Origin of the sequence: Pseudomonas sp. FG1, assembly GCF_034313875.1 — a bacterium.
GTDB classification, from domain to species: domain Bacteria; phylum Pseudomonadota; class Gammaproteobacteria; order Pseudomonadales; family Pseudomonadaceae; genus Aquipseudomonas; species Aquipseudomonas veronii.
Window position 1 is genome coordinate 4437554 of sequence record NZ_JAVIWP010000001.1, and the last position, 20036, is coordinate 4457589.

The 20036-nt window shown below is 61.8% G+C and carries 16 protein-coding genes and 1 pseudogene; 4 read left to right on the forward strand and 13 right to left on the reverse strand.

Annotation, left to right across the window (positions count from 1 at the left end):
• Positions 1 to 91: 91 nt before the first annotated feature.
• From RGV59_RS20360 to arnC, 12 genes are all read right to left on the reverse strand, one after another.
• Positions 92 to 937 carry an alpha/beta hydrolase gene (locus RGV59_RS20360; RefSeq protein WP_017846257.1) on the reverse strand — a complete coding sequence of 282 codons (846 nt, stop codon included), beginning with the start codon at positions 935 to 937 and terminating at the stop codon, positions 92 to 94.
• Positions 934 to 2559: a cytochrome P450 gene (locus tag RGV59_RS20365; protein WP_102617086.1), complete on the reverse strand. Its 1626-nt coding sequence runs from the start codon at positions 2557 to 2559 to the stop codon at positions 934 to 936. Before RGV59_RS20365 ends, RGV59_RS20360 begins: the two co-directional genes overlap by 4 nt.
• 2 nt (positions 2560 to 2561) lie before the next feature.
• Complete coding sequence (locus RGV59_RS20370) at positions 2562 to 4079, reverse strand: acyl-CoA dehydrogenase family protein (protein ID WP_102617087.1); 1518 nt, start codon at positions 4077 to 4079, stop codon at positions 2562 to 2564.
• A gap of 233 nt (positions 4080 to 4312) precedes the next feature.
• Entirely contained in the window at positions 4313 to 5023 is a 711-nt protein-coding gene (locus tag RGV59_RS20375) for an HPP family protein (RefSeq protein ID WP_017846254.1), read from the reverse strand.
• 188 nt (positions 5024 to 5211) lie between these two features.
• The gene (locus RGV59_RS20380; protein WP_102617088.1) at positions 5212 to 6822 is read right to left on the reverse strand and encodes an ArnT family glycosyltransferase; all 1611 of its coding nucleotides are present in this window, start codon (positions 6820 to 6822) and stop codon (positions 5212 to 5214) included.
• Positions 6823 to 6837: 15 nt separating this feature from the next.
• Positions 6838 to 8217, reverse strand: coding sequence for a UDP-glucose dehydrogenase family protein (locus RGV59_RS20385; RefSeq protein WP_126585235.1), 1380 nt, complete (start codon positions 8215 to 8217; stop codon positions 6838 to 6840).
• Complete coding sequence (gene arnF, locus RGV59_RS20390) at positions 8214 to 8627, reverse strand: 4-amino-4-deoxy-L-arabinose-phosphoundecaprenol flippase subunit ArnF (protein WP_046489489.1); 414 nt, start codon at positions 8625 to 8627, stop codon at positions 8214 to 8216. The genes RGV59_RS20385 and arnF overlap by 4 nt, the downstream gene beginning before the upstream one ends.
• Positions 8624 to 8971, reverse strand: coding sequence for a 4-amino-4-deoxy-L-arabinose-phosphoundecaprenol flippase subunit ArnE (gene arnE / locus RGV59_RS20395; protein WP_017846250.1), 348 nt, complete (start codon positions 8969 to 8971; stop codon positions 8624 to 8626). Before arnE ends, arnF begins: the two co-directional genes overlap by 4 nt.
• Entirely contained in the window at positions 8968 to 10623 is a 1656-nt protein-coding gene (gene arnT / locus RGV59_RS20400; RefSeq protein WP_126585236.1) for a lipid IV(A) 4-amino-4-deoxy-L-arabinosyltransferase, read from the reverse strand. The genes arnE and arnT overlap by 4 nt, the downstream gene beginning before the upstream one ends.
• A complete protein-coding gene (gene arnD / locus RGV59_RS20405) occupies positions 10620 to 11504 on the reverse strand; it encodes a 4-deoxy-4-formamido-L-arabinose-phosphoundecaprenol deformylase (protein ID WP_126585237.1) in 885 nt (294 codons plus the stop codon). The genes arnT and arnD overlap by 4 nt, the downstream gene beginning before the upstream one ends.
• The gene (gene arnA / locus RGV59_RS20410) at positions 11504 to 13495 is read right to left on the reverse strand and encodes a bifunctional UDP-4-amino-4-deoxy-L-arabinose formyltransferase/UDP-glucuronic acid oxidase ArnA (protein WP_126585238.1); all 1992 of its coding nucleotides are present in this window, start codon (positions 13493 to 13495) and stop codon (positions 11504 to 11506) included. Before arnA ends, arnD begins: the two co-directional genes overlap by 1 nt.
• Positions 13492 to 14529, reverse strand: coding sequence for an undecaprenyl-phosphate 4-deoxy-4-formamido-L-arabinose transferase (arnC, locus tag RGV59_RS20415; protein ID WP_032804319.1), 1038 nt, complete (start codon positions 14527 to 14529; stop codon positions 13492 to 13494). The genes arnA and arnC overlap by 4 nt, the downstream gene beginning before the upstream one ends.
• A gap of 512 nt (positions 14530 to 15041) precedes the next feature.
• On the opposite strand from arnC, the gene RGV59_RS20420 reads away from it, so the two are divergent.
• Positions 15042 to 15854 carry a M949_RS01915 family surface polysaccharide biosynthesis protein gene (locus tag RGV59_RS20420; protein ID WP_017846245.1) on the forward strand — a complete coding sequence of 271 codons (813 nt, stop codon included), beginning with the start codon at positions 15042 to 15044 and terminating at the stop codon, positions 15852 to 15854.
• Positions 15855 to 15962: 108 nt separating this feature from the next.
• Positions 15963 to 16877, forward strand: a complete 915-nt coding sequence (locus RGV59_RS20425; protein ID WP_046489493.1) for a site-specific integrase — start codon at positions 15963 to 15965, stop codon at positions 16875 to 16877.
• Between the two features lie 43 nt (positions 16878 to 16920).
• On the opposite strand, the gene RGV59_RS20430 is transcribed toward RGV59_RS20425, so the two are convergent.
• Positions 16921 to 18132: a multidrug effflux MFS transporter gene (locus RGV59_RS20430; RefSeq protein WP_017846243.1), complete on the reverse strand. Its 1212-nt coding sequence runs from the start codon at positions 18130 to 18132 to the stop codon at positions 16921 to 16923.
• 199 nt (positions 18133 to 18331) lie between these two features.
• Between RGV59_RS20430 and RGV59_RS31805 the strand changes: the two are divergent.
• Both RGV59_RS31805 and RGV59_RS31810 read left to right on the forward strand, forming a co-directional pair.
• Positions 18332 to 19087: pseudogene (locus RGV59_RS31805) on the forward strand (HAMP domain-containing protein); the annotation flags it as partial.
• Between the two features lie 132 nt (positions 19088 to 19219).
• Positions 19220 to 19945 carry a methyl-accepting chemotaxis protein gene (locus RGV59_RS31810; RefSeq protein WP_370737550.1) on the forward strand — a complete coding sequence of 242 codons (726 nt, stop codon included), beginning with the start codon at positions 19220 to 19222 and terminating at the stop codon, positions 19943 to 19945.
• Positions 19946 to 20036 lie beyond the last annotated feature (91 nt).

Consider the following 20036-nt stretch of genomic DNA (forward strand, 5'->3'; position numbering starts at 1 on the left):
GACGAACGCTCCCGCGATCGTACCAGTGCAAATTTGCCCAGTACAACCGGGAATCATGCAGGTCGTTTTTGCATTTATGCAGAACCGGCGATCAGGCCGCCGAAGGATGAAAGTAGCCGGCCAGAGCCTCGGCGCAGAGCAGCACGGCCCGCCTGGCCGCAGGCTCGGCAGCGGGGTGGTTGATAAACCCGTGGCGCATGCCTGGGTACTCTTTGTGCCGCACCGGCACCCCGGCGGTTTTCAAGCGCCGTGCGAAGGCGCGCCCTTCATCGCGCAGCGGATCGCAGCCGGCGGTGATGATCAAGGCCGCAGGCAAGCCCTGCAGGCACGGATCGCGGGCCGGTGAAAGCCAAGGATGCGCCCGCGGCGTATCGGCGGGTACGTAGTGGCTCACGTACCACTCCAGCAATTCGGCCGTCAGCCCGAAGCCTGTGGCGAAGTCATGTCGGGAACGATTGCGCGCCAGGCAGTCGAGAAGCGGGTAGAGCAGTAATTGAAAACCGATGTGCGCCTCGCCCAGGTCCCTGGCCATTTGGCCGATCACCGCGGCAAGCCCGCCGCCCGAGCCACCGCCCGCCACGGCGATACGCCGAGTGTCCAAGCCCAGGCTGGCACCGTGGCGGGCGATCCAGACCGTGGCGGCGTAACAGCTTTTTACTGCGGCGGGGAAGCGTTGTTCCGGTGGCCTCGGGTAGTCCACCGCCACCACGGCGCAGCCGGCCCATTCCGCCATCACCCGGCAAAAGCTGTCGTGGGTATCGAGGTCGCCTGTAACCCAGCCGCCGCCGTGGAAATACATCAGCACCGCGGCCGGCGCAGGACGGGCCGGCCGGTACAGCCTCACGGCCACCGGCTGCCCCGGTGTGGCCAGGGTCAGGTCGCTGACATCCATCACCACCGCATCACGCACTTCCCGGCGTGCCTGCTCGGGGCTCATGGCCTGGCCTCAGGTGCCTGTGCCTGGGCTTCGATTTCCACCAGGTAGTCCGGGGTTATCAGCGCCTTGACGCCCAACAACATGGTGGTCGGTTCGCAGCCCTCGAAAAACTCCTTATGCGCTTGGGCGATTTGCGGCCACCACTTCACGTTGGTGGTGTACATGCGTGTGGCAATCACTCGGGTGCGATCGGTGCCCAGCCGTTTAAGCGCCGCTTCGATGATTTCCAGGCAGCGACGGGTCTGTAAGTACACATCGTCGCTGGCGTAGGGGTTGCCCTGCTCGTCGAAGGCTACCGTGCCACTGGTGACGATGGTTTCACCGACGCGCAAGGCACGGCAGTAACCGCCATTTTTCTCCCAGGGAGCGGCGGAAAAGCAGCGCTGGATCGATGCGCCTTTTGGAATCGGTTCAAGTTCGACGTGGAGGGTTTTCAAGCCGCGGAACTGCAGGTTACTGGTACGCCACACCGGCGGCTTTTTCTCCAGCAGGCGCAAGTTCGGGAAGCGCTTGAGCAGGCTGCTGAACACCACCTCGGCCTCCAGCCGGAACAGCGCCGGGCCCAGACAGAAATGCACGCCACGGCCAAAGGCCAGGTGGTCGTTTTTCGCGCGTTGAATGTTGAAGCGGTCCGGGTCGGCGAAGTGCGCCGGGTCGCGGTTGGCAGCGGCGCGTATCAGGTACACCAGATCGCCTTTGCGCAGGGTCTGGCCTCTGAGTTCGATATCTTGCGTCACGACGCGATGGCTGAACTGCCCCGACGGATCAATGCGCAGCATTTCTTCGATCGCGGGTTTCATCAACGAACCATCGGCCAGCAGTGCGTTCAGTTGGGCAGGGTTGGTCAACAAGTACCACAGGCCGATGCCCAGCATATCGGCGCTGGTGGTGTAGCCAGCCACCAGAACAAAGGCCACCTGGGCCAGCAGATCGTCTGTGCTCGTGTCGGGGCCGGCGGCGGCAATGACACGGCTGACCAAGTCGTCACGCGGGGCCTGCCGGCGTCGCTCGATCAGGTTGCCGAAGTACGCATACATCTCCTCCAGGCCTTGCGCGGCGGCGCCGGGAGTATTCGCCGGGTCAAGGTTGCCGACCAGAAACATCAGGATCACATCGGTCCAGCGCCGCAGCTTGAGCGCATCTTTTTTGGGGATGCCGTAGAGCATCGCCAGCACTCTGGCCGGCACCTGATTGAACAGACGGCTCATCAGTTCGGCGGAAGGGCCCACTGTGGCGAGGAGTTCATCGGTAACCGCCTGGACGTCTGCCCGCAGCGCTTCAATCGAGCGCGGCGTGAATGCGCGGCCGAGCAGATGGCGGCTGGCCTCATGGACTTTGCCATCCTGGGCGTACATCCAGCGCGATGCTTTTTCAATAAAGGGCTCGTACATCGCGCGCTTTTCGGGCGGCAGTTGCGCGTTTACCAACTGGCGTATCCGATCCGAGGAGTAGCGGGTGGCGTCGCTTTGCGCTTTGAAGACGTCATCGAAGCGGGTCAGCATCCACGCCTTGTGCTGGGAACTCCAATACACGGGATGATGGGTGCGTAGAAACGCGTAGGCCGGGTAGGGATCGCGAACCGTGTCGGGGTCGCGGAAGTCGGGTTTGCCTTGAGGGTTCATGGTTATTGATCCTCATACAATGCGCGGGTGAACTGCTGGATGTAGTCGGCTTTCGCGATAGGCGCGTCGACCAGCTCGTCAGGCGGCTTCAGCCAGTCGCCGAGGCAGGCAATGCGCGCAATGCTGGCGCACGGTTCGTCATCGTGAGCGAGGCCCCAGCGGTGCAAATAGGCGACAAACACTGCAATCAAGTCGCGCAGCAGGCCCGGTTCGAGCGGCTGGCCTTCGAGCGCCTGAATGATCAGATCGAGGGCGCGGGCGTAAGTCAGCCCCACCGCTTGCGGGTGGGAAAAATCACCGGCGTCCCGGCACTGCCGGACAATGCTCCGCTCGATTGCCTGGCCCGGGTTACAGGGCGCAACCCGGTCAAATCGCGGACGGGACAGCGCATCCTTGATCACTTGGTAGGCCATCACGCTGTTGTCCCCGGCGAATGTCGGGCTGATCTCGAAGTCCATGCGCAGGGTGACGATCTGGTTGTAGTGGTGAAACCCTTGTGAACCACACAACTCACGGCACTGGGCGATCACTTCCAGGCCCATCCAGGTGCCGATGCATTTGCTTAATGCCGCGAGAATGTGCAGGTCTTTGCGCCGTTCGGTCTGCGGCCATTGCGCTTCGAAGCGTTCGAGGATGGCTTGCTCAAGATACTTGAGGGCCAATGCCTTGAGCTGGACGTTGTACAAGCGCTGGCGAAACAGCGGGTTGCCCAGTAGCGGGCCGGCCTGTGTCAGGCGGTGGCGGGCGAATTGATAGGCCAGGTGCGCGCTCAATCCCGCGCCAAGGCGCGAGGCGGCCATCAACAGCAGGCGCTCCTGGAGGAACGTCTCCAGTGCATTGATAAAGCGTTCGTTTTTGGGCAGGTCGCTGACGAACTGGCCGTTGCGGGTAAACCTGGCGTGGCGTTGCAACAAGGCGTCGGTGTCCAGCTGCATCTGGCAAAAGCGCAAACCGCCGACCTGATTGGCGTGAATGCCGCCCTTGGGGTCGCAAGCCATGACCTTGACACCCGGGCGCAACGGGCCGTTCTCCGCGTCGCGAATCACCACGCGAAACCAGTGGTGCCCCTGGTCTTCGCCATTGACCTGCAATCGCGCGAGTACCATCGCCACCTGGGCGGCATACAAACTGTTGCCGATCCAGTACTTACAGGCGCCGGCGCACGGTGAGTCGAGCACCAGGCAGTGCCGGGCAGGATCGTAGGTAACGGTTGTCTTGAGGTTACGCACGTCGGAGCCGCTGGCGATTTCAGTGCAGCCAAAGGCATACACAGCGCGCATCTGAATGACTTCATCGCGGTAGCGCGCCACTTGCTCCGGGCTGCCCTGGGTCAGTAAGGCGTTGGCGGCGATCATGTGGTCGACCAGCGAGGAATACAGTGCGTAATCGTAGGCACCGATCACGCCGATCTGTTCGCACAGCGCCCTGAAATGTGATTCGTCCGGTTGGCCGAGCCACATGTCATTGTTGATCACCCCGGCATTGAAAATGGCGTGCATACGCCTGATGGTCAGGTCCATGTAGGCCCTGAGGGGGAGGTGGTGACGTTCTCGAGCAGCAAATAATGGGGTGCGAAGCAGGTGTTGCAGACATTCGTTCATGCCGTAACCCTCAGCCAGACTCTGCGTGTCTTCGCTACTGGGTTACGGCGTTCCAGACCTCAAGTGAACCACTGACATAGTTAGAACTTTAGCCGCCGTGTACTGCGTCGCAACTCTGTGGACACGCCACTCGTCGTGCGCCATACATGGGCTCAATTGACACGGCTTGCCAGCACCTCACCGATACTGCGGCGGCGCGCGTGGGTTTCTGCGGCGTGGATCAACTGTTCCAGTTCATTGGGTTCCACATCGTAGAACTGTTCCATCTCGGCCAATGCCAGCTTCAGGTCGGCGGCGGTAATCGCCGGGTCGCGCGCGGCCCTGGCATCCTTAAAGATCGCTGTCGGCGACTCGCTTGCACCTTTGGGATAGCGCGTGCGGGTGGCATTGTTGTAGGCCAGTGCGCAGGTCAATAGCGCTCCGGCGCCGAGCATCACCACCGGCAGTTCCTGCCATCCGAGCGCCGCCGAGGCCGGATCGGCCAGTACCAGCGTCATCGCCAGGCCTCCCGCGGGTGGGTGCAGGCAGCGCAGCCAGCAGATCAGGATCACGGTCATGCCCGCAGCCAGGCAGGCGCTGCCCAAGGTGCGCCCCAGGACCCGCGCGACCAACAGCGCGACCACGGCCGCACACAGGTAGCTGCCGATGATCGACCACGGCTGGGCCAGGGCGCCGGATGAAACGGCAAACAGCAGCACGGCCGACGCGCCCAGCGGGCCAAGCAGGTGCAGGGCGACCTCCATGCCAAACACTTGGGCGCAGACCCATACGCTGAGCAGAGTGCCCAAGGCCATGCCGATCGCGGCACGGCTCCATTCGGCAGGGCGGGTATTGATGGCGGCGGGTAACCAGCGAGCGAGCATCGACAACTTCCATAAACAGCGGGCAAAAAAAAGGCTTGTCTGGTTTCCCGGAAAAGCCCTTGAAAGTTCCTGCATTTGGGGGAGGAACCTGCGTAGTGTGCCGAGCGCGATGCAAGGTCGCCAATGCATATTAATGCAGGTTAAATACAAAAATAATGGACTCAACTGGCCGGCTGCCGCCGGCGCGGTCAAGGTCGGAGGGGTTTGTCCAAGTGCAGCAGCACGTAGGGATTCTTGTCGAACGTGCCGGTGAGCGTCGGTGTGATCGAGCGCAATCGCGGGTCTTGCAAGGCTTCGAAGTCGTCCTGGCTCATGACCAGCCACGCCGGGCCTTGCAACGTCGCCAGGTCGGCGGGCTGCTGTGTGAACAACGGCACTCGGTCGCAATCGAGGTTGACGATGAACTTGATGGCTTTGGCATCTTTGCCCAGCGCATGCAGCACGACGGGCGCCGGTTGCTGGTTGACCTGGGCCTGGACTTGCAGGCTGAAGGTACGCGTGTCATAGAGGCTACGCTCCAGTGGCTCGACCACCCAAATATAGGTGGTCCATACCGCCAGCACGGCGGTCAGCGCCGGCGCCAGCATGCGCAGGCGTGCCTGGAACACTGCCACCAACGCCAGCACTTGAAGCACGCCAAGCACGCCCAACACCCAGCCGATGTGCGCCAACTGCTCCGGGTAACGCGGGCGCGCCATCCAGAGCCCGGCGATCAGCAACGCAGGCAACACGGTCCACAGGCTCAGCATCAAGCCGCGCAGCCAGCCGAACAACCGGCCGTGGGCGACTTGAAACGGATACGCCGCAATAATGGCCGCCATCGGCAGCATCGGCAGCACGTAACGCGCTTTCTTCGCCTGGGGAACCGACAAGCCGAGCATCACCAGCAAGCCGGCCGCGGCGCAGTACAGCACCAACTGCAACGCTGGATCAGGTGCGCGTCGGCCGCCCAGCGCTATCGCCAGCAGCACCAGCAACGCCAGCGGGTAAGCCAGCGCGTAATTTCCCAGGGAACTGCTGAAGTAATACAACGCACCGCTGGAGCCTTCGCTGCCATCCATCCGCCCGAGGAACTGCATGCGGATCACGTCCTGCATGAACGCTTCGCCGCCACTGAGCTTGGCCAGCAGCAACAGCAGGCCGACGCACGCCCCCAGCAGTGCCAGGGCCAACAGGCCGAAGCTGAACAGTTGGCGCCATTGGCGGTTGATCAGGAAGTAGCTGCACAGCACGCCCGTGGGAATCACCAGGCCAATCGGCCCACGGATCGCAAAGCCCACGATCAACAGCAGGTACAGCCAATGCAAGCGCTTGGCGGCGCCGAAGTGATCATGTGCATAACCCAGGTAGAACACCGTCAGGGCCACGGCCGCGAGCATCTGGTCCAGCGACACAGCGCGGGTTTCGCTGATAAACGTGCTGCTGAGCAACAGCAGCGCAACACTCAGCAGGCCCCAGCGCTGGGAGTAGGGCGCCGTCAGGCGATACACCAGCATGACGATCAGCGCCGAAGCGATGGACGTCGGCAACCAGGCCGTGAAGCTGTTGACCTGGCCCAGGGGCAAGGACAGCAGCCACGTCATCAGCGTCGAGGTCGCCAGGTAATCGGCATACGGTTGCCCGTAGGTCGTGGGGAAGAAGCTCGGCCCATGGCGCAGCATCTCCTGGGCGAATACCACGAAGCGCGAGTCAAACCCGATGATTGCCTGGTGCCAGTTACCGGCGATGAATAACAGCAACGCCAGCAGCGCCAACCCCAGCGACTGGCGCCGGATCGCTGCGTTCATCAGTTGGGGCATTTGATCGTTCACTTGTCAGGCTTCCCCTGCTTGCGGCACCCACTGTTGCTGGGGAATCGGCAACTGGCAGGAGTCGCCACGGCCCATCGGGAAGTACTGGAAGCCTTTGCGCGCCAGGCGCTCGCCGTCGTACAGGTTGCGCCCATCGAAGATCACCGGAGTGTTCAGGCGTTGGTGGATCAGGTCGAAGTCCGGTGCCTTGAACTGCTGCCATTCCGTGCAGATGATCAGCGCATCGGCGCCGCTCAGGGTGGATTCCGGAGTGCCCATCAGCATCAACCGTGGGTCGTCGCCGTAGATCCGCAGGGTTTCCTGCATGGCTTCCGGGTCAAACGCGCGCACATTGGCGCCGGCTGCCCACAGCGCTTCCATCAACACGCGGCTCGGGGCATCGCGCATGTCGTCGGTGTTGGGCTTGAAGGCCAGGCCCCACAGGGCGAAGGTCTTGCCGCGCAGGTCGCCCTTGAAGAAGGCGTTGATGCGCTCAAACAGCTTGCTCTTCTGGCGCTGGTTGATCGCTTCGACGGCTTCGAGCAGGTCGCTCGAGCAATGGGCCTGCTTGGCGCTGTGGATCAGGGCGCGCATGTCCTTGGGGAAGCACGAGCCGCCGTAGCCGCAGCCTGGGTAGATGAAGTGATAGCCGATGCGCGAGTCGGCGCCGATGCCCAGGCGTATCGCTTCGATGTCCGCCCCCAGGTGTTCGGCCAGTTCGGCGATCTGGTTGATGAAGCTGATCTTGGTGGCCAGCATGCAGTTGGCGGCGTACTTGGTCAGTTCGGCGCTGCGCAGGTCCATGAAGATGATGCGATCGTGGTTGCGGTTGAAGGGCGCGTACAGGTCGCGCATGACTTCGCGCACTGCTTCACGCTCGCAGCCGATGATGATGCGGTCCGGGCGGCGGCAGTCGGCAACCGCCGAACCTTCCTTGAGAAATTCCGGGTTGGAGACGATATCGAACTCCAGGTGCCGGCCGGTCCCGTGCAGGGCCTTTTCGATATGGGCGCGTAAGGTGTCGCCGGTGCCGACGGGTACAGTGGATTTTTCCACCAGGATCACCGGCTCGATGCGATGGCGGGCAACCGCATCGCCGACCGACAGCACGTATTTCAAGTCCGCCGAACCGTCTTCATCCGACGGCGTACCCACCGCGATAAACAGCACTTCGCCATGTTCGACAGCGAGCTTTTCATCGAAGGTGAAGCTCAATCGTCCGCTTTCAAGGTTCTCCTTGACCATCGCCGCCAACCCTGGCTCGAAAATGCTCACATGGCCCTGCTGCAATTGCCTGACCTTGTGTTGATCAACGTCCATGCAGATGACATCGTGACCGACTTCGGCCAATACAGTGGCCTGTACCAGACCGACGTAACCACTACCAAATACACTGATTTTCATGGGGCATTCCTGGGGCTTGCTGTGCTAGCACGACGAGAGTTAATAACCAGTACACCGAGGATGACCAAGGCCACCCCCAGGGTTTTTGAAAGCGAAAAATGTTCGTTGAACACCGGCAGGCTGGCGGCCAACAGGTAGACCAGCGCGTAGCTGATGCTGAGCAGCGAATAGGCGCGGCCCAGGGGCAAATCCTTGAGCGCACAGAGCCAGCACAGCATCGACAGCGCATAAGCGAGGATTGCCAGGCTCACCACGCCGAGGGCGCCCAGGTCGATGGCGTTGCTGCTGAATGCGCCGAGCCATTCGTCCGGCAGGGGCAGGCGCGTCATGCTCCAGCGCATCCCCAACTGGGCGGCGCTGACCAGGCCGACACTGCCCAGGGCGAAGGCAAACCCGCGAGCCCGGCTCATACCTGGCGCCCCAGCAGCACGACGCCGGCAATCACCAGCGCCACGCCCAGCCAATGCCGAGTGTCGATGTGCTCCTTGAATACGAAGCGCGCCATTAACGTGACCAAGACGAAATTGAGGCTGAGCATCGGGTAGGCAATCCCGACTTCGAGGCGCTGCAGCACCAGCAACCAGACCAACAGGCCAAAACCCAGGCACAACAGCGCGGCCCACAACCAGGCTGAGCGCAGTTTCAGGGCCCAACCGTCAGGCTGGTCGCGCCAGCTTTCCACGGCGAACTTCTGAGCGACCTGGCCCATGCAAGTGAGCAGGCAGGCGGCCAATAACAGGAACAGGGTGATCATGGCGCAACCTGCGGGAAAATCAGGATCACGATATTGCCTTGCTCATAGCGCTTGCCATCCGGGGGCAGCAGGTTCACTTCGGCGATCTCCTCGTCACCCTTGACGCGCATCACCACGCCCACAGAGCCTTGCCGGCGGGCCTCGTTCATCCATTGCTGGACCTGGGTCATGTCGACCTTGCGCTGGGCGGCGTCCGGGTAGGCGAGGCCGTATTTCACTTCGCCGATGGTGTTATAGAGGGTGATGTCGGTGCGTTGCAGGCGCCAGGCCAAGGCCGATGCCGCGCCGAGGTCATTGCTGAGCAGGGCGGATGTCGGTTGCAGTTCCTGCAGGTGGTCGATGATGAATTGATCCGGCGTCTTGTTGTACACCACCGAATGGGGCAGTGCGGCCGGGGCCAATGCCAACAGCAACCAGCTGCCCAGCGCCGGTGCGGCCCACAGTTTCAGTGGGCGTGCAACCTGCAACAGGTTGGCGATGATCCAGCCGAACAGGCCGGTGAATACCAGCACCAGGCTGAGGGTTTCCTGGCCGTGTTCGTACAGCGGTTTTTTCAGTTGGAACCACGTCAGCGCGAGCAAGGCCACGACACCGAGGATCAGGTTCAGCCAGCCGTTGATGCGCAAGGCACGGTCACGGGCCTGGGCCAGTTTGTCGGTGAGCGCGTTCCCCATGAGCAACGCCAGCGGCAGCAGGCACGGCATGATGTAGGACGGCAGCTTGCCTTTGGCCAGGCTGAACAGTGCCAGCGGCATCAGCAGCCACAACAGCAGGAATGCGGTGCCGGGCGCGCGCTTCTGCTGCCAGGCCTGCTTGACGGTGGACGGCAACAGCGCCAGCCACGGCAGGCTGAATGCGACCAGCAGCGGCAGGTAGTACCAGAATGGTTCGGCGTGCTGCGCGTCTGCGCCGGCAAAGCGTTGGATATGCTCATGCCAAAAGAAGAAGTTCCAGAAATCCGGCTCCTGACTCTGCACCGCAAGCGCCCAGGGCAGGCTGATGACAATCGCCACGGCGACGGCGACCAGGCCGTAACCGAGCAGCTCGCGCAAGCGCTTCTGCCAGATCGCGTAGGGCAGGGCGATCAGCACCGGCAGCAGCCAGGCGAGGAAGCCTTTGGTCATGAAACCCATGCCACAGGCAACCCCAAGCAGCGCCCAGGACCCGACGCGACCGTTGCGGGTGGTGCTGTCGAAGCAAAACCACAGCGCCACGCCGGTCAGGTTGACCCAGAAGGTGAACTGCGGGTCCAGGTTGGCATAACCGCCCAGCGCCACGACGCTGAAAAAGCTCATGTACAGCACTGTGCTGACCAGGCTCTTGTGCGGGTCATTCCACAACCGGCGCGACACCCAGTACACCAGTAGAATGCTGAGCCCGGTACTCAAGGCCGACGCAAAGCGCACGCCGAACAGGTTTTGCCCGAAGATCGCCTGGCCCAGCGCGATCATCCAGTAACCGGCAGCCGGTTTTTCGAAATAACGAATGCCCATGAAATGCGGCGACGCCCATTTGCCGGTCAGCAGCATTTCCTGGCTGATCTGTGCATAGCGGGTTTCATCCGGAATCCACAGGCCATGGGTGGCCAGGGGCAACAGATAAAATGCGCCAAATGCCAACAGCAGCAGGGGCAGCGCCCAACGGCGGATCATGCCTGCTGCACTCCGAGCCAACCCTCACGGCCGCTCAGGGCGCCGCGCACCAGTTGTTGCTGGGGCAGGGTGGAGACGTCCGCCGGGAGCAGATCGCCCAGCGGTTTGAAATGGATGCCGCGCTGCCCTGCCTGGGCGAGCAACTGGCGAAAATCGTTGGACATCAGAATCCCTTCTACTTCTGCGTGGATCGTGTAGACGTTCAGCTTCGACTCTGCGAAGCGGTCGAGAATGAACCCGTTGAAATCCTTGGCAGCCACCACCGGCCCGACGACTTCGTCGAAGGTCGGCAGGTCTACCGGAATCTGTGGGGTGCCCGCGCTGCCATCGGCCAGGGTCGGACGAAACAGGCTGGTGCCCCGGCAATCGCTGTTGTAGCGAAAGTTGAAGGCTTGCTTGGCTTGCACCACGCGTTCATCGGCGCGCCAACCGGCGGCCGCTGAACAGTCGATACGTTCACCGAGGATGTCGCTCAAGGTGTCCACACCGCGTCGGACCTGCTCGATCAACTGTGCGTCGCTCCAACGTCCGGCGTTGGCCTGCCAGCCATGGTGATCCCAGGCGTGCAGGCCGACTTCATGCCCGGCGGCCTTGGCCTGGCGCATCAAGTACCCCAGGTCGCGGCCGATCGGCTTGCCCGGCCAGGCGGTGCCGGCGAGCAAGATATCCCAGCCATACAGGCCGGCGGCGTTGGAACGCAGCATCTTCCACAGAAATTGCGGGCGGATCAGGCGCCACAAGTGGCGCCCCATATTGTCCGGCCCGACACTGAAGAAGAACGTTGCTTTTACCCCGGCTTCATCCAGGGACTCGAGCAACCGTGGCACGCCTTCGCGGGTGCCGCGGTAGGTGTCGACATCAATGCGAAGACCTGCCTGCATCAGCGCTTGTCCGCGATTTCGAGCATGGCTTCACGCAGGAAGAAATCCAGGGTGTTGCCGATGGTTTCGCTCATCTCCACGGTCGGCTCCCAGTTCAGCAGGCGCTTGGCGTTTTCGATGCTTGGTTTGCGGTGGGCCACGTCCTGGTAACCGGGGCCGTAGAACGCCTTGCTTTCCACGTCGCGGAAACCGGCGAACGGCGGGAAGTTGCTGCGCAGCGGGTGAGCTTCGAACTGACGCAGCAGTTCTTCGCCCAACTGGCGGATGCTTGCTTCGTTTTCCGGGTTGCCAATGTTGATGATCTGGCCGTTGCACGCATCGTTGTCGTTATCGATGATGCGCGCCAGGGCTTCGATGCCGTCGGCGATGTCGGTGAAGCAGCGTTTCTGCTCGCCACCGTCGAACAGGCGGATCGGCGTACCTTCCACCAGGTTCAGGATCAACTGGGTGATCGCACGGGAGCTGCCGATACGTGCCGAGTCCAGGCGGTCGAGGCGCGGGCCCATCCAGTTGAATGGACGGAACAGGGTGAACTTCAGGCCCTTGGCGCCGTAGGCCCAGATCACGCGGTCCAGCAGTTGCTTGGAGACCGAGTAGATCCAGCGTTGCTTATTGACCGGGCCGACCACCAGGTTGGAGGTGTCTTCGTCGAAGTACTGGTCCTGGCACATGCCATAGACTTCAGAAGTCGACGGGAAGATCACGCGCTTGTTGTACTTGACGCAGTAGCGCACCAGCTTGAGGTTCTCTTCGAAGTCCAGCTCGAACACACGCAGCGGGTTGCGGGTGTATTCGATCGGGGTAGCGATGGCCACCAGCGGCAGGACCACGTCGCACTTCTTGATGTGGTACTCGATCCACTCGGTGTGAATGCTGATATCGCCTTCCACGTAATGAAAGTTCGGGTGGCTGCGCAGGCGCTCGATGGCGTCGGAGCCGATGTCCAGGCCGTAGACTTCGTAACGGTCGTCACGCAGCAGGCGTTCGGACAGGTGGTTACCGATAAAGCCGTTCACGCCCAGGATCAGCACACGGGTGCGACGTGGCTTGCGGCCGGACTCGGCGCCGCGCAGGACGGAACCGTCTACCAGGCCCAATTCGTTGGCCAGGGACGGGCCGGCCAGGTACAGACCGTTGTCGTTGCGCTGACCGAACTTGATCACCAGCGAGTCTTCACCGCACGCGATGCGCAGCGGGTTGACGCTGATCACGCGGCCAGGCGCCAGGCCTTCGTTGCCCTGGACCACTTCGGCTTGCCACACGATCAGCTTGTGCTCGCCAACGGCGCAGAAAGCGCCCGGGTACGGTTGCGTCACGGCGCGTACCAGGTTGAACAGTTCTTCAGCCGGTTTTTGCCATTCCAACTTGCCATCCGCTGGAGTGCGGCGGCCGAAATAAGTGGCCTTGCTTTCGTCCTGGGCGGTTTCCGCCAGTTTGCCTGCGGCCAGTTGCGGCAAGGCGTCGCGCAGCAGGCTGCTGGCGGCGTCACGCAGTTTGGCGTGCAGGGTCAGGCCGGTGTCGGAACGCTCGATCGCGACTTTCTGCTGGGCCAGGATCGCGCCGGCATCGGCACGCTTGACCATGCGGTGCAGGGTCACGCCGGTTTCGGTTTCGCCTTTGACCAGCACCCAGTTGGCGGGCGCGCGGCCACGGTATTTCGGCAGCAGCGAGCCGTGCAGGTTGAACGCGCCTTTGCGGGCGATGGCCAGCAGGGGTTCGCTCAGCAGGTTGCGGTAGTAGAAGGAGAAGATGAAATCCGGGTTGAGCTTGGCGATGCGCTCGATCCACAGCGGGTGGTTGGCGTCTTCCGGTGCATGCACCGGGATGCCTTTGCGGGCGCACAGTTGCGCGACGGAACCGTAGAAATTGTTTTCCTTGGGGTCATCGGCATGGGTGAACACGGCAGCAATGTCGTAACCGGCAGTCAGCAGGGCTTCAATGCCAGCACAGCCAATATCGTGGTAAGCGAAGACAACAGCTTTTGAATTCATGACGAAACCTGATCGGAAGGGGAAGTAGTGGTGGTATGGGAGGACACCATGCCGTCAACGACGACCACGGGTGCCGGTGCTGCCGGTTGGTTGCGCAGCACTTTTTCAATAAAGAACCGGGGGCGGGCGCGCACATCGCTGTACATGCGGCCCAGGTATTCACCCAAGAGGCCCATGCCGATGAACTGGCCGCCGGTGAACACGAACAGCACCGCGAACAGCACGAACGTGCCGCCGCCGGCCCATTGGGCGCCGAAGGCCAGGCGCAGGACGATCAGCGCAACGGCGAACAGCACGCCCAGGCCCGCCAGGCTGAAACCGACGATGGACAGCAGGCGCAGCGGGGTGGTGGTCATGCAGGTCAGCAGGTCGAACATCAGGCTGATCAGGCGCATGGCGCTGTATTTGGATTCGCCGTGTTCGCGCTCAGCATGGTGTACGAGGATTTCAGTCGTGTGACGGGCAAAACCGTTGGCCAGGATCGGAATAAACGTGCTGCGTTCGCGGCAGGCGAGCATGGCGTCGACGATGGTGCGGCGGTACGCGCGCAGCATGCAGCCGTAGTCACTCATGGCAACGCCGGTCGAACGCTGCACGGCCAGGTTGATCAGGCGCGACGGCCAGCGGCGGAAGGCCGAGTCCTGGCGGTTGTTGCGCACGGTGGCAACCACGTCGTAGCCCAGCGCGGCTTGTTCCACCAGGCGCGGGATTTCTTCCGGGGGGTTCTGCAGGTCGGCGTCGAGGGTAATCACCACATCGCCCCGGCACTGCTCGAAACCGGCCATGATCGCCGCATGCTGGCCATAGTTGCGATTGAGGATCACCGCGACCACATTGCTGCCGTCTTCGGCGGCGGCGTCTTCGAGCAATTGGGCGGATTTGTCGCGGCTACCGTCATCCACCAGGATGATTTCGTATTCGTAGGCCAGTTGCTTGCAGGCTGCCGTCGTGCGACGCAGCAATTCAGGCAGGCTCTCTTGTTCGTTGTAGACCGGGATGACGATCGACACGCAATGAATAGGGTAGGGTTTCAAAGATTCATGACCTCGGGGTTTGAGCAACTTGGAGCGTAAAGACAACAGTCACTGGCCGAAAAGGCGGGTGTCTGGTTGAACCTGCTGTGGAGTTGGTGTGTTCATCCGACCATCCTGATGGGTTATTGAGATCTTCCATGTGCCGCCGAGAGTAAAGATCAAAAATTACAAAGATAAAGACGAATCAACAAGTTACTCGGCACAGTGCGGTTCGTTCTCAAGTCCTGCGGCCAAGATTAAGCGTAAAAATGTTCAACGAATATGAAAGCCGTATGAAAAACTCGTTTATTTGACAGGTAGACAGCTAGGGTTCAGCTACACAACTAAGGCACTGAGGGCGTTGTTTATTTAGCGTAATAGGAACGTTTTACATGACGCCGGGCTCCACTGAGTAGGCGCGGATCTGCGTGGTGCGTGGCGGCAGTGTCTGCTACGTGTGTTTATTGAAGAATCTTCTCTGCATTGCGCCTCAAGTGCCGGTAAAGTAAGCCATCTCTTGCCAGGGTACTCGGATGAATAGCGTGCAGCGTTTAGGCGGCCAATGGCGGCCGGTGTTGATGGGATTGTTGATGAGCGCAGCCTGCGTCACCACCGCATGCGCCGATGACGCAGTGGCGCTGACCACGGTGGTCCAACTGCCGGAAGGGGTTGAAGTGCGCGGCAAGGAAGTTGCCGCCTACACCTGGGACGACCGCCAGGGCAAGAACCTGCTGGTGTTGGCCGAGCAAATCAGCGAACGCGAGGATGACGGCACCCAGTCGGCGTTTGTCTACGCGGCCCAGTATCTGATCGACGGTGACCGCCCCAAGCGCATGTGGATGCTCTACGACGACGTGCAGCACTGTGAATTCGATGCCGCGCTGCGCTTCGACATGGCGGCGACCAAAGTCACCGACCTTGCCGGCGACGGCACCACCCAGGCTACGGTGGGTTACACGCGCACCTGCACCAGTGATGTCAGCCCCAATGAATTCAAACTGATCATGCATGTCGGCAAGGCGCAGAAGTACCGCCTGCGCGGGGTCGACCGGGTCGGCGCCGCCTGGTGGGACGAAGAGGCCGGGGCACTGCGTGGCATGCCGCTGCCCAGGGATTGCAGCGTCGCCGGGCAACAGGCGTTGGTCAGCCAGTACAAGGAGCAGGGCACCGAGTTGCCTTTGCCGGGTTGCTACAGCGACGAGAAAGACTTTGCCAAGGCGCCGGAGGCCTACCTGACGTTCATGCGTCAGCACTGGTTCGCGCTGATGCAGAAACAGGATGCTGAATGGGGCCAGGCGCAGACCCCGTCCCAGGAGCCGACCGAGGACGAAGAGAGCGCCCCGTGATTTGGCGCCAGGGCCGATCGTGCGTTAGACTCGGCCGTCGCCAATTCAATAAATACCTCGAATAAACAATTGGTTACTCGAGGTATTTAATCCAAAGGCTGATCTACCTTGACTGAGTCTATCCGCAACCCTCTGACCCTCTACCTCACCCGCCTGGCGCCCTCCAGCCAACTGACCATGCGTTACGTGCTGCAGGATGCCGCCGACCGCCTGGGCTTCGAGGACATCAACCTTGAGGAGATCGACTGGCACCTGCTGCAACCCGAACAGGTGATCGCGCTGGTTGCGGCCTTGCGCGAGGACGGCTACGCGCCCAATACCTCATCGCTGTATGTCAACGCTGTGCGCGGGGTCATGAACGAAGCCTGGCGCATGAGTCTGATCAGCCAGGAACACCTGCTGAAAATCCGCACGGTCAAGGCTGCGCCCGGCACACGCCTGAGCCAGGGGCGCAACCTGCGTCGCACGTTGATCCGCGAAATGATGGATGTGTGCGCTGCCGATCCGCGCCCCCAGGGCCTGCGCGATGCTGCAGTGATCAGCATCTTGTATGGCTCAGGCATGCGCAAGTCGGAGTCGGTCAACCTCGACCTGGCGCAGATCAACTTTGGCGAGCGCAGCCTGCGCGTGATCGGCAAGGGCAACAAGGAACTGATCAAATACGCGCCGGGCTGGGCCTTCGCCAAATTACAGGCCTGGCTCGAATTCCGGCGCGAACAGCTCAAGGAGGGCGAGCCAGACGATGCGTTCCTGTTCAACCGCATTCGCCGGGGCAGCCACATCACCCGCGAACGCATCACCAAGCATGCGATTTACTACATCGCCCGCCAGCGCGGTCAGCAAGTCGGGGTGACGATCATGCCCCATGATTTCCGGCGGTCCTTCATCACGCGGGTGATCGAGGAACATGACCTGTCGATTGCACAAAAACTTGCGCACCACACCAATATCCAGACCACCGCCAGCTATGACATGCGCGATGACAATGAGCGCCGGCGCGCGGTGGATCGGTTTGACCTGTAGCCGCTGGCGAGCGCGGTCGCCGTGTTCCATCCTCGAGCATGGCTTAGGAGGAAGGCGGGGCTCCGGGCAGCAGGTGCGCCGGTAAACGGCGCAAGGTCCACAACGTGGTGAGCATCGCCGCGACCGCACACAAGGCGATGCCAACCAACATCGGCGCGGGGGTGTGATCGGCGAAGATTCCCACCAGGGTCATGGAGACCGCGGCCGTGATCATCTGGATCGCGCCGAGCAGTGCCGACGCGGAACCCGCCACCGCGCCATGATCCTCCAGGGACAACACACCGGCCGCCGGTAACAGCAAACCGAGAAAGCCGAAACCGATAAACAGCAGTGTCATCATCAAGGCAAGGTGACTGCCCCACAGCGTGGTGGCGGCCAACACCACCATGACCGCCGCCACACCCACCACCGACCAGCGAATCAGCGGTGCCAGCCCGAAGCGTGCGCTCAGGCGGGCGGTGAGCTGGCTCATGGCAAAAAATGACGCTGCGTTCAGCGCAAAGCACAGGCTGAATTGGGTCGGGGTCAACCCGAAGTACTCGATGTATACGAACGGCGCGCTGCCGATAAACACAAAGAACGTTGCCAGGCCGAACCCGCACACCACCGATAAACCGATGAACACCGGGTCGCGCAACAACGCCCCATAACTGCTGAATGCATGCCCCAGGGTCTTGCCCAGTCGGCGCTCGGCGGGGTGGGTTTCAGGCAATTGCACGATGGTCATGCCCAGGCACAACACGGCCACCACCGCCAGCACGGCAAACACCTCGCGCCAACTCCAGAGCGCAATCACCAGGCTACCGGCCAATGGCGCGAGGATCGGCGACACACTCATCACCAACATCAGCAAAGCCATCAGACGCGCCGCTTCATGGCCGGTATACAGGTCACGCACAATCGCCCGGGGAATCACCATCCCCGCGCACGCGCCGAACGCCTGCACGGCGCGAAAACCAATCAGCACTTCGATGCTTGGCGCCAGGGCGCAGCCGATACTGCCCACGGCGAAGATCACCAACCCGGCATAGATCGGCGGCTTGCGCCCGAACACATCGCTGATCGGGCCATAAAACAGCTGGCAGACGCCGATGATCATGAAGAACACCGTGAGGCTCATCTGCACCGCTGCCGGCGAGGCCTGCAGGCTGGCGCCCAGGGTCGGCAGCGCCGGCAGGTAGATATCGATGGCGAAGGGGCCGACGGCCGTGATCAGACCTAGCAGCAAAGCAAGGCGGGCGATACGTTTAGGCATGGGCAGTTCCGGGTGAAGCAAAGGTCGGTCAGCTTAAAGAACCGCCCCCGCGCAAACAAGGCGGATAAGGCTTTGAGTTTATCTGCGCAGATCTGCGCAATTGAGCTTCAATAACAGGGAGCCTATGCCGATAACAGTATCAGTGACGCTCTAGCGGTTGGGTTCCCAACCGGCTGTCCAGGCTACGGGGATGACCAGCATGACGATCAAATTACGCTTGTGGCTATTGATTGCGACCGGGTTGCTCACAGCTTTGATCATGAGCCTGGCCGGTTACCTGGGAAACGTCCGGATGGCCGATGCCGTGCAGGATAACGAGATCAGCATGACGGTGCTGCGCAACCACATGGAAGCCGACATGATGCACGATGCCCTGCGCGCCGATGTGTTGTCGGCGATGTTGGTCGGGTTGGGTAAAAGCACCAGCACCCAGGCCGAGGTCGGCAACTCGCTCAAGGAGCATGCCGAGCACTTTCGCCAGGTGCTGGAGGACAACCTCAAGCTGCCGCTGGGCGACACGCTCAAGACCAGCCTGGAAAAAATCAAACCCAGCCTGGATACCTATATCAGCGCTGCTGAACGCATTACGGCACTCGCGCTGGACAACCCGGAGGCCGCTCGCGGCGAACTGGAGACCTTCAATACAGCCTTCAGCCAGTTGGAAGGTCAGATGGCGAGCCTCAGCGAGCTGATCGAAAACAATACGCAGCAAACCAGCATCGGCACCCGACAAACCATCAGCAACGCCAACTTCACCTTGGGCGTGGTGTTGATTGCGAGCCTGCTGCTGCTCCTGGCGCAGGGCCGCTGGGTTTCGCGGAGCATCATGGGGCCGTTGCAGGCCGCAAGCCGCATCGCCGACAGCATCGCCCGTGGCAATTTGAGCGAACCGATTGTCGAGCCCCAGCGCAAGGACGAGGCCAGCGCGCTGATACGCAGCCTCGGCACCATGCAGCGGGACCTGCGCGGCATGATCGAAGTGGTGCGCAGCAATGCCCATGGCGTCAATGGCATGAGCGAGCAACTGAGCCAGGGTTGCCATGAGGTGGCGGGCAGCAGTCAGCAGCAAAGTAGCGCCGCCAGCACCATGGCGGCGGCGGCCAGTGAAATGACCGCCAGTATCGAGGAAATCACCCAACATGCGGCGCGCGCACTGAACATGGCCAACCAGGCAGAAGCCTTGGCCAAGGACGGCGGTCGGGTGATCCACCAAGTGGTCAGTGACATGGCCGGCATTGCCCGTTCGGCGCAGCAGTCGGCTCACGTCATCCGCACGCTGGACAAGGAGTCCGAGGCAATCTTCAGCATTATCCAGGTCATCAAGGGCATTGCCGATCAAACCAATCTGCTGGCCCTGAATGCCGCGATCGAAGCCGCCCGTGCCGGTGAACAGGGGCGCGGTTTTGCGGTAGTCGCCGATGAAGTGCGCAGCCTGGCCGGACGCACCAGCGCCTCGACCCAGGAAATTGCCAGCATGGTCGGCCGTATCCAGCAAAACACCCGCGAAGCGGTGACCAGCATGGAGGAGGGCGTCACACAAGTGGACAAAGGCATGGCCGTGACCGCCGAAGTCGAGCGCGCCATCCGCGAGATTCTCCAGGCCACCCTCAACACCACTGAGTTGGTCAACGACATCTCCCGCACCATCAGCGAGCAAAGCCTGGCCAGTAACGAAATTGCCCATCAAGTGGAGATGATTGCCAGCATGTCGCAGCGCAACAGCCAGGTGATCGGCACGACGGCCTCGACGACGGACGAGTTGTCTGCGTTGGCGGGGAAATTGTCGCAGTCGGTGGATCGATTTCGGCTCTGAGCATCACCGCTGATTTAGACAACTCGACTCAATCCTAACGCCAGCAGCCATCGGCAATTCGTGATGGCTGAGGGATGAGGTTTGGGTGTTT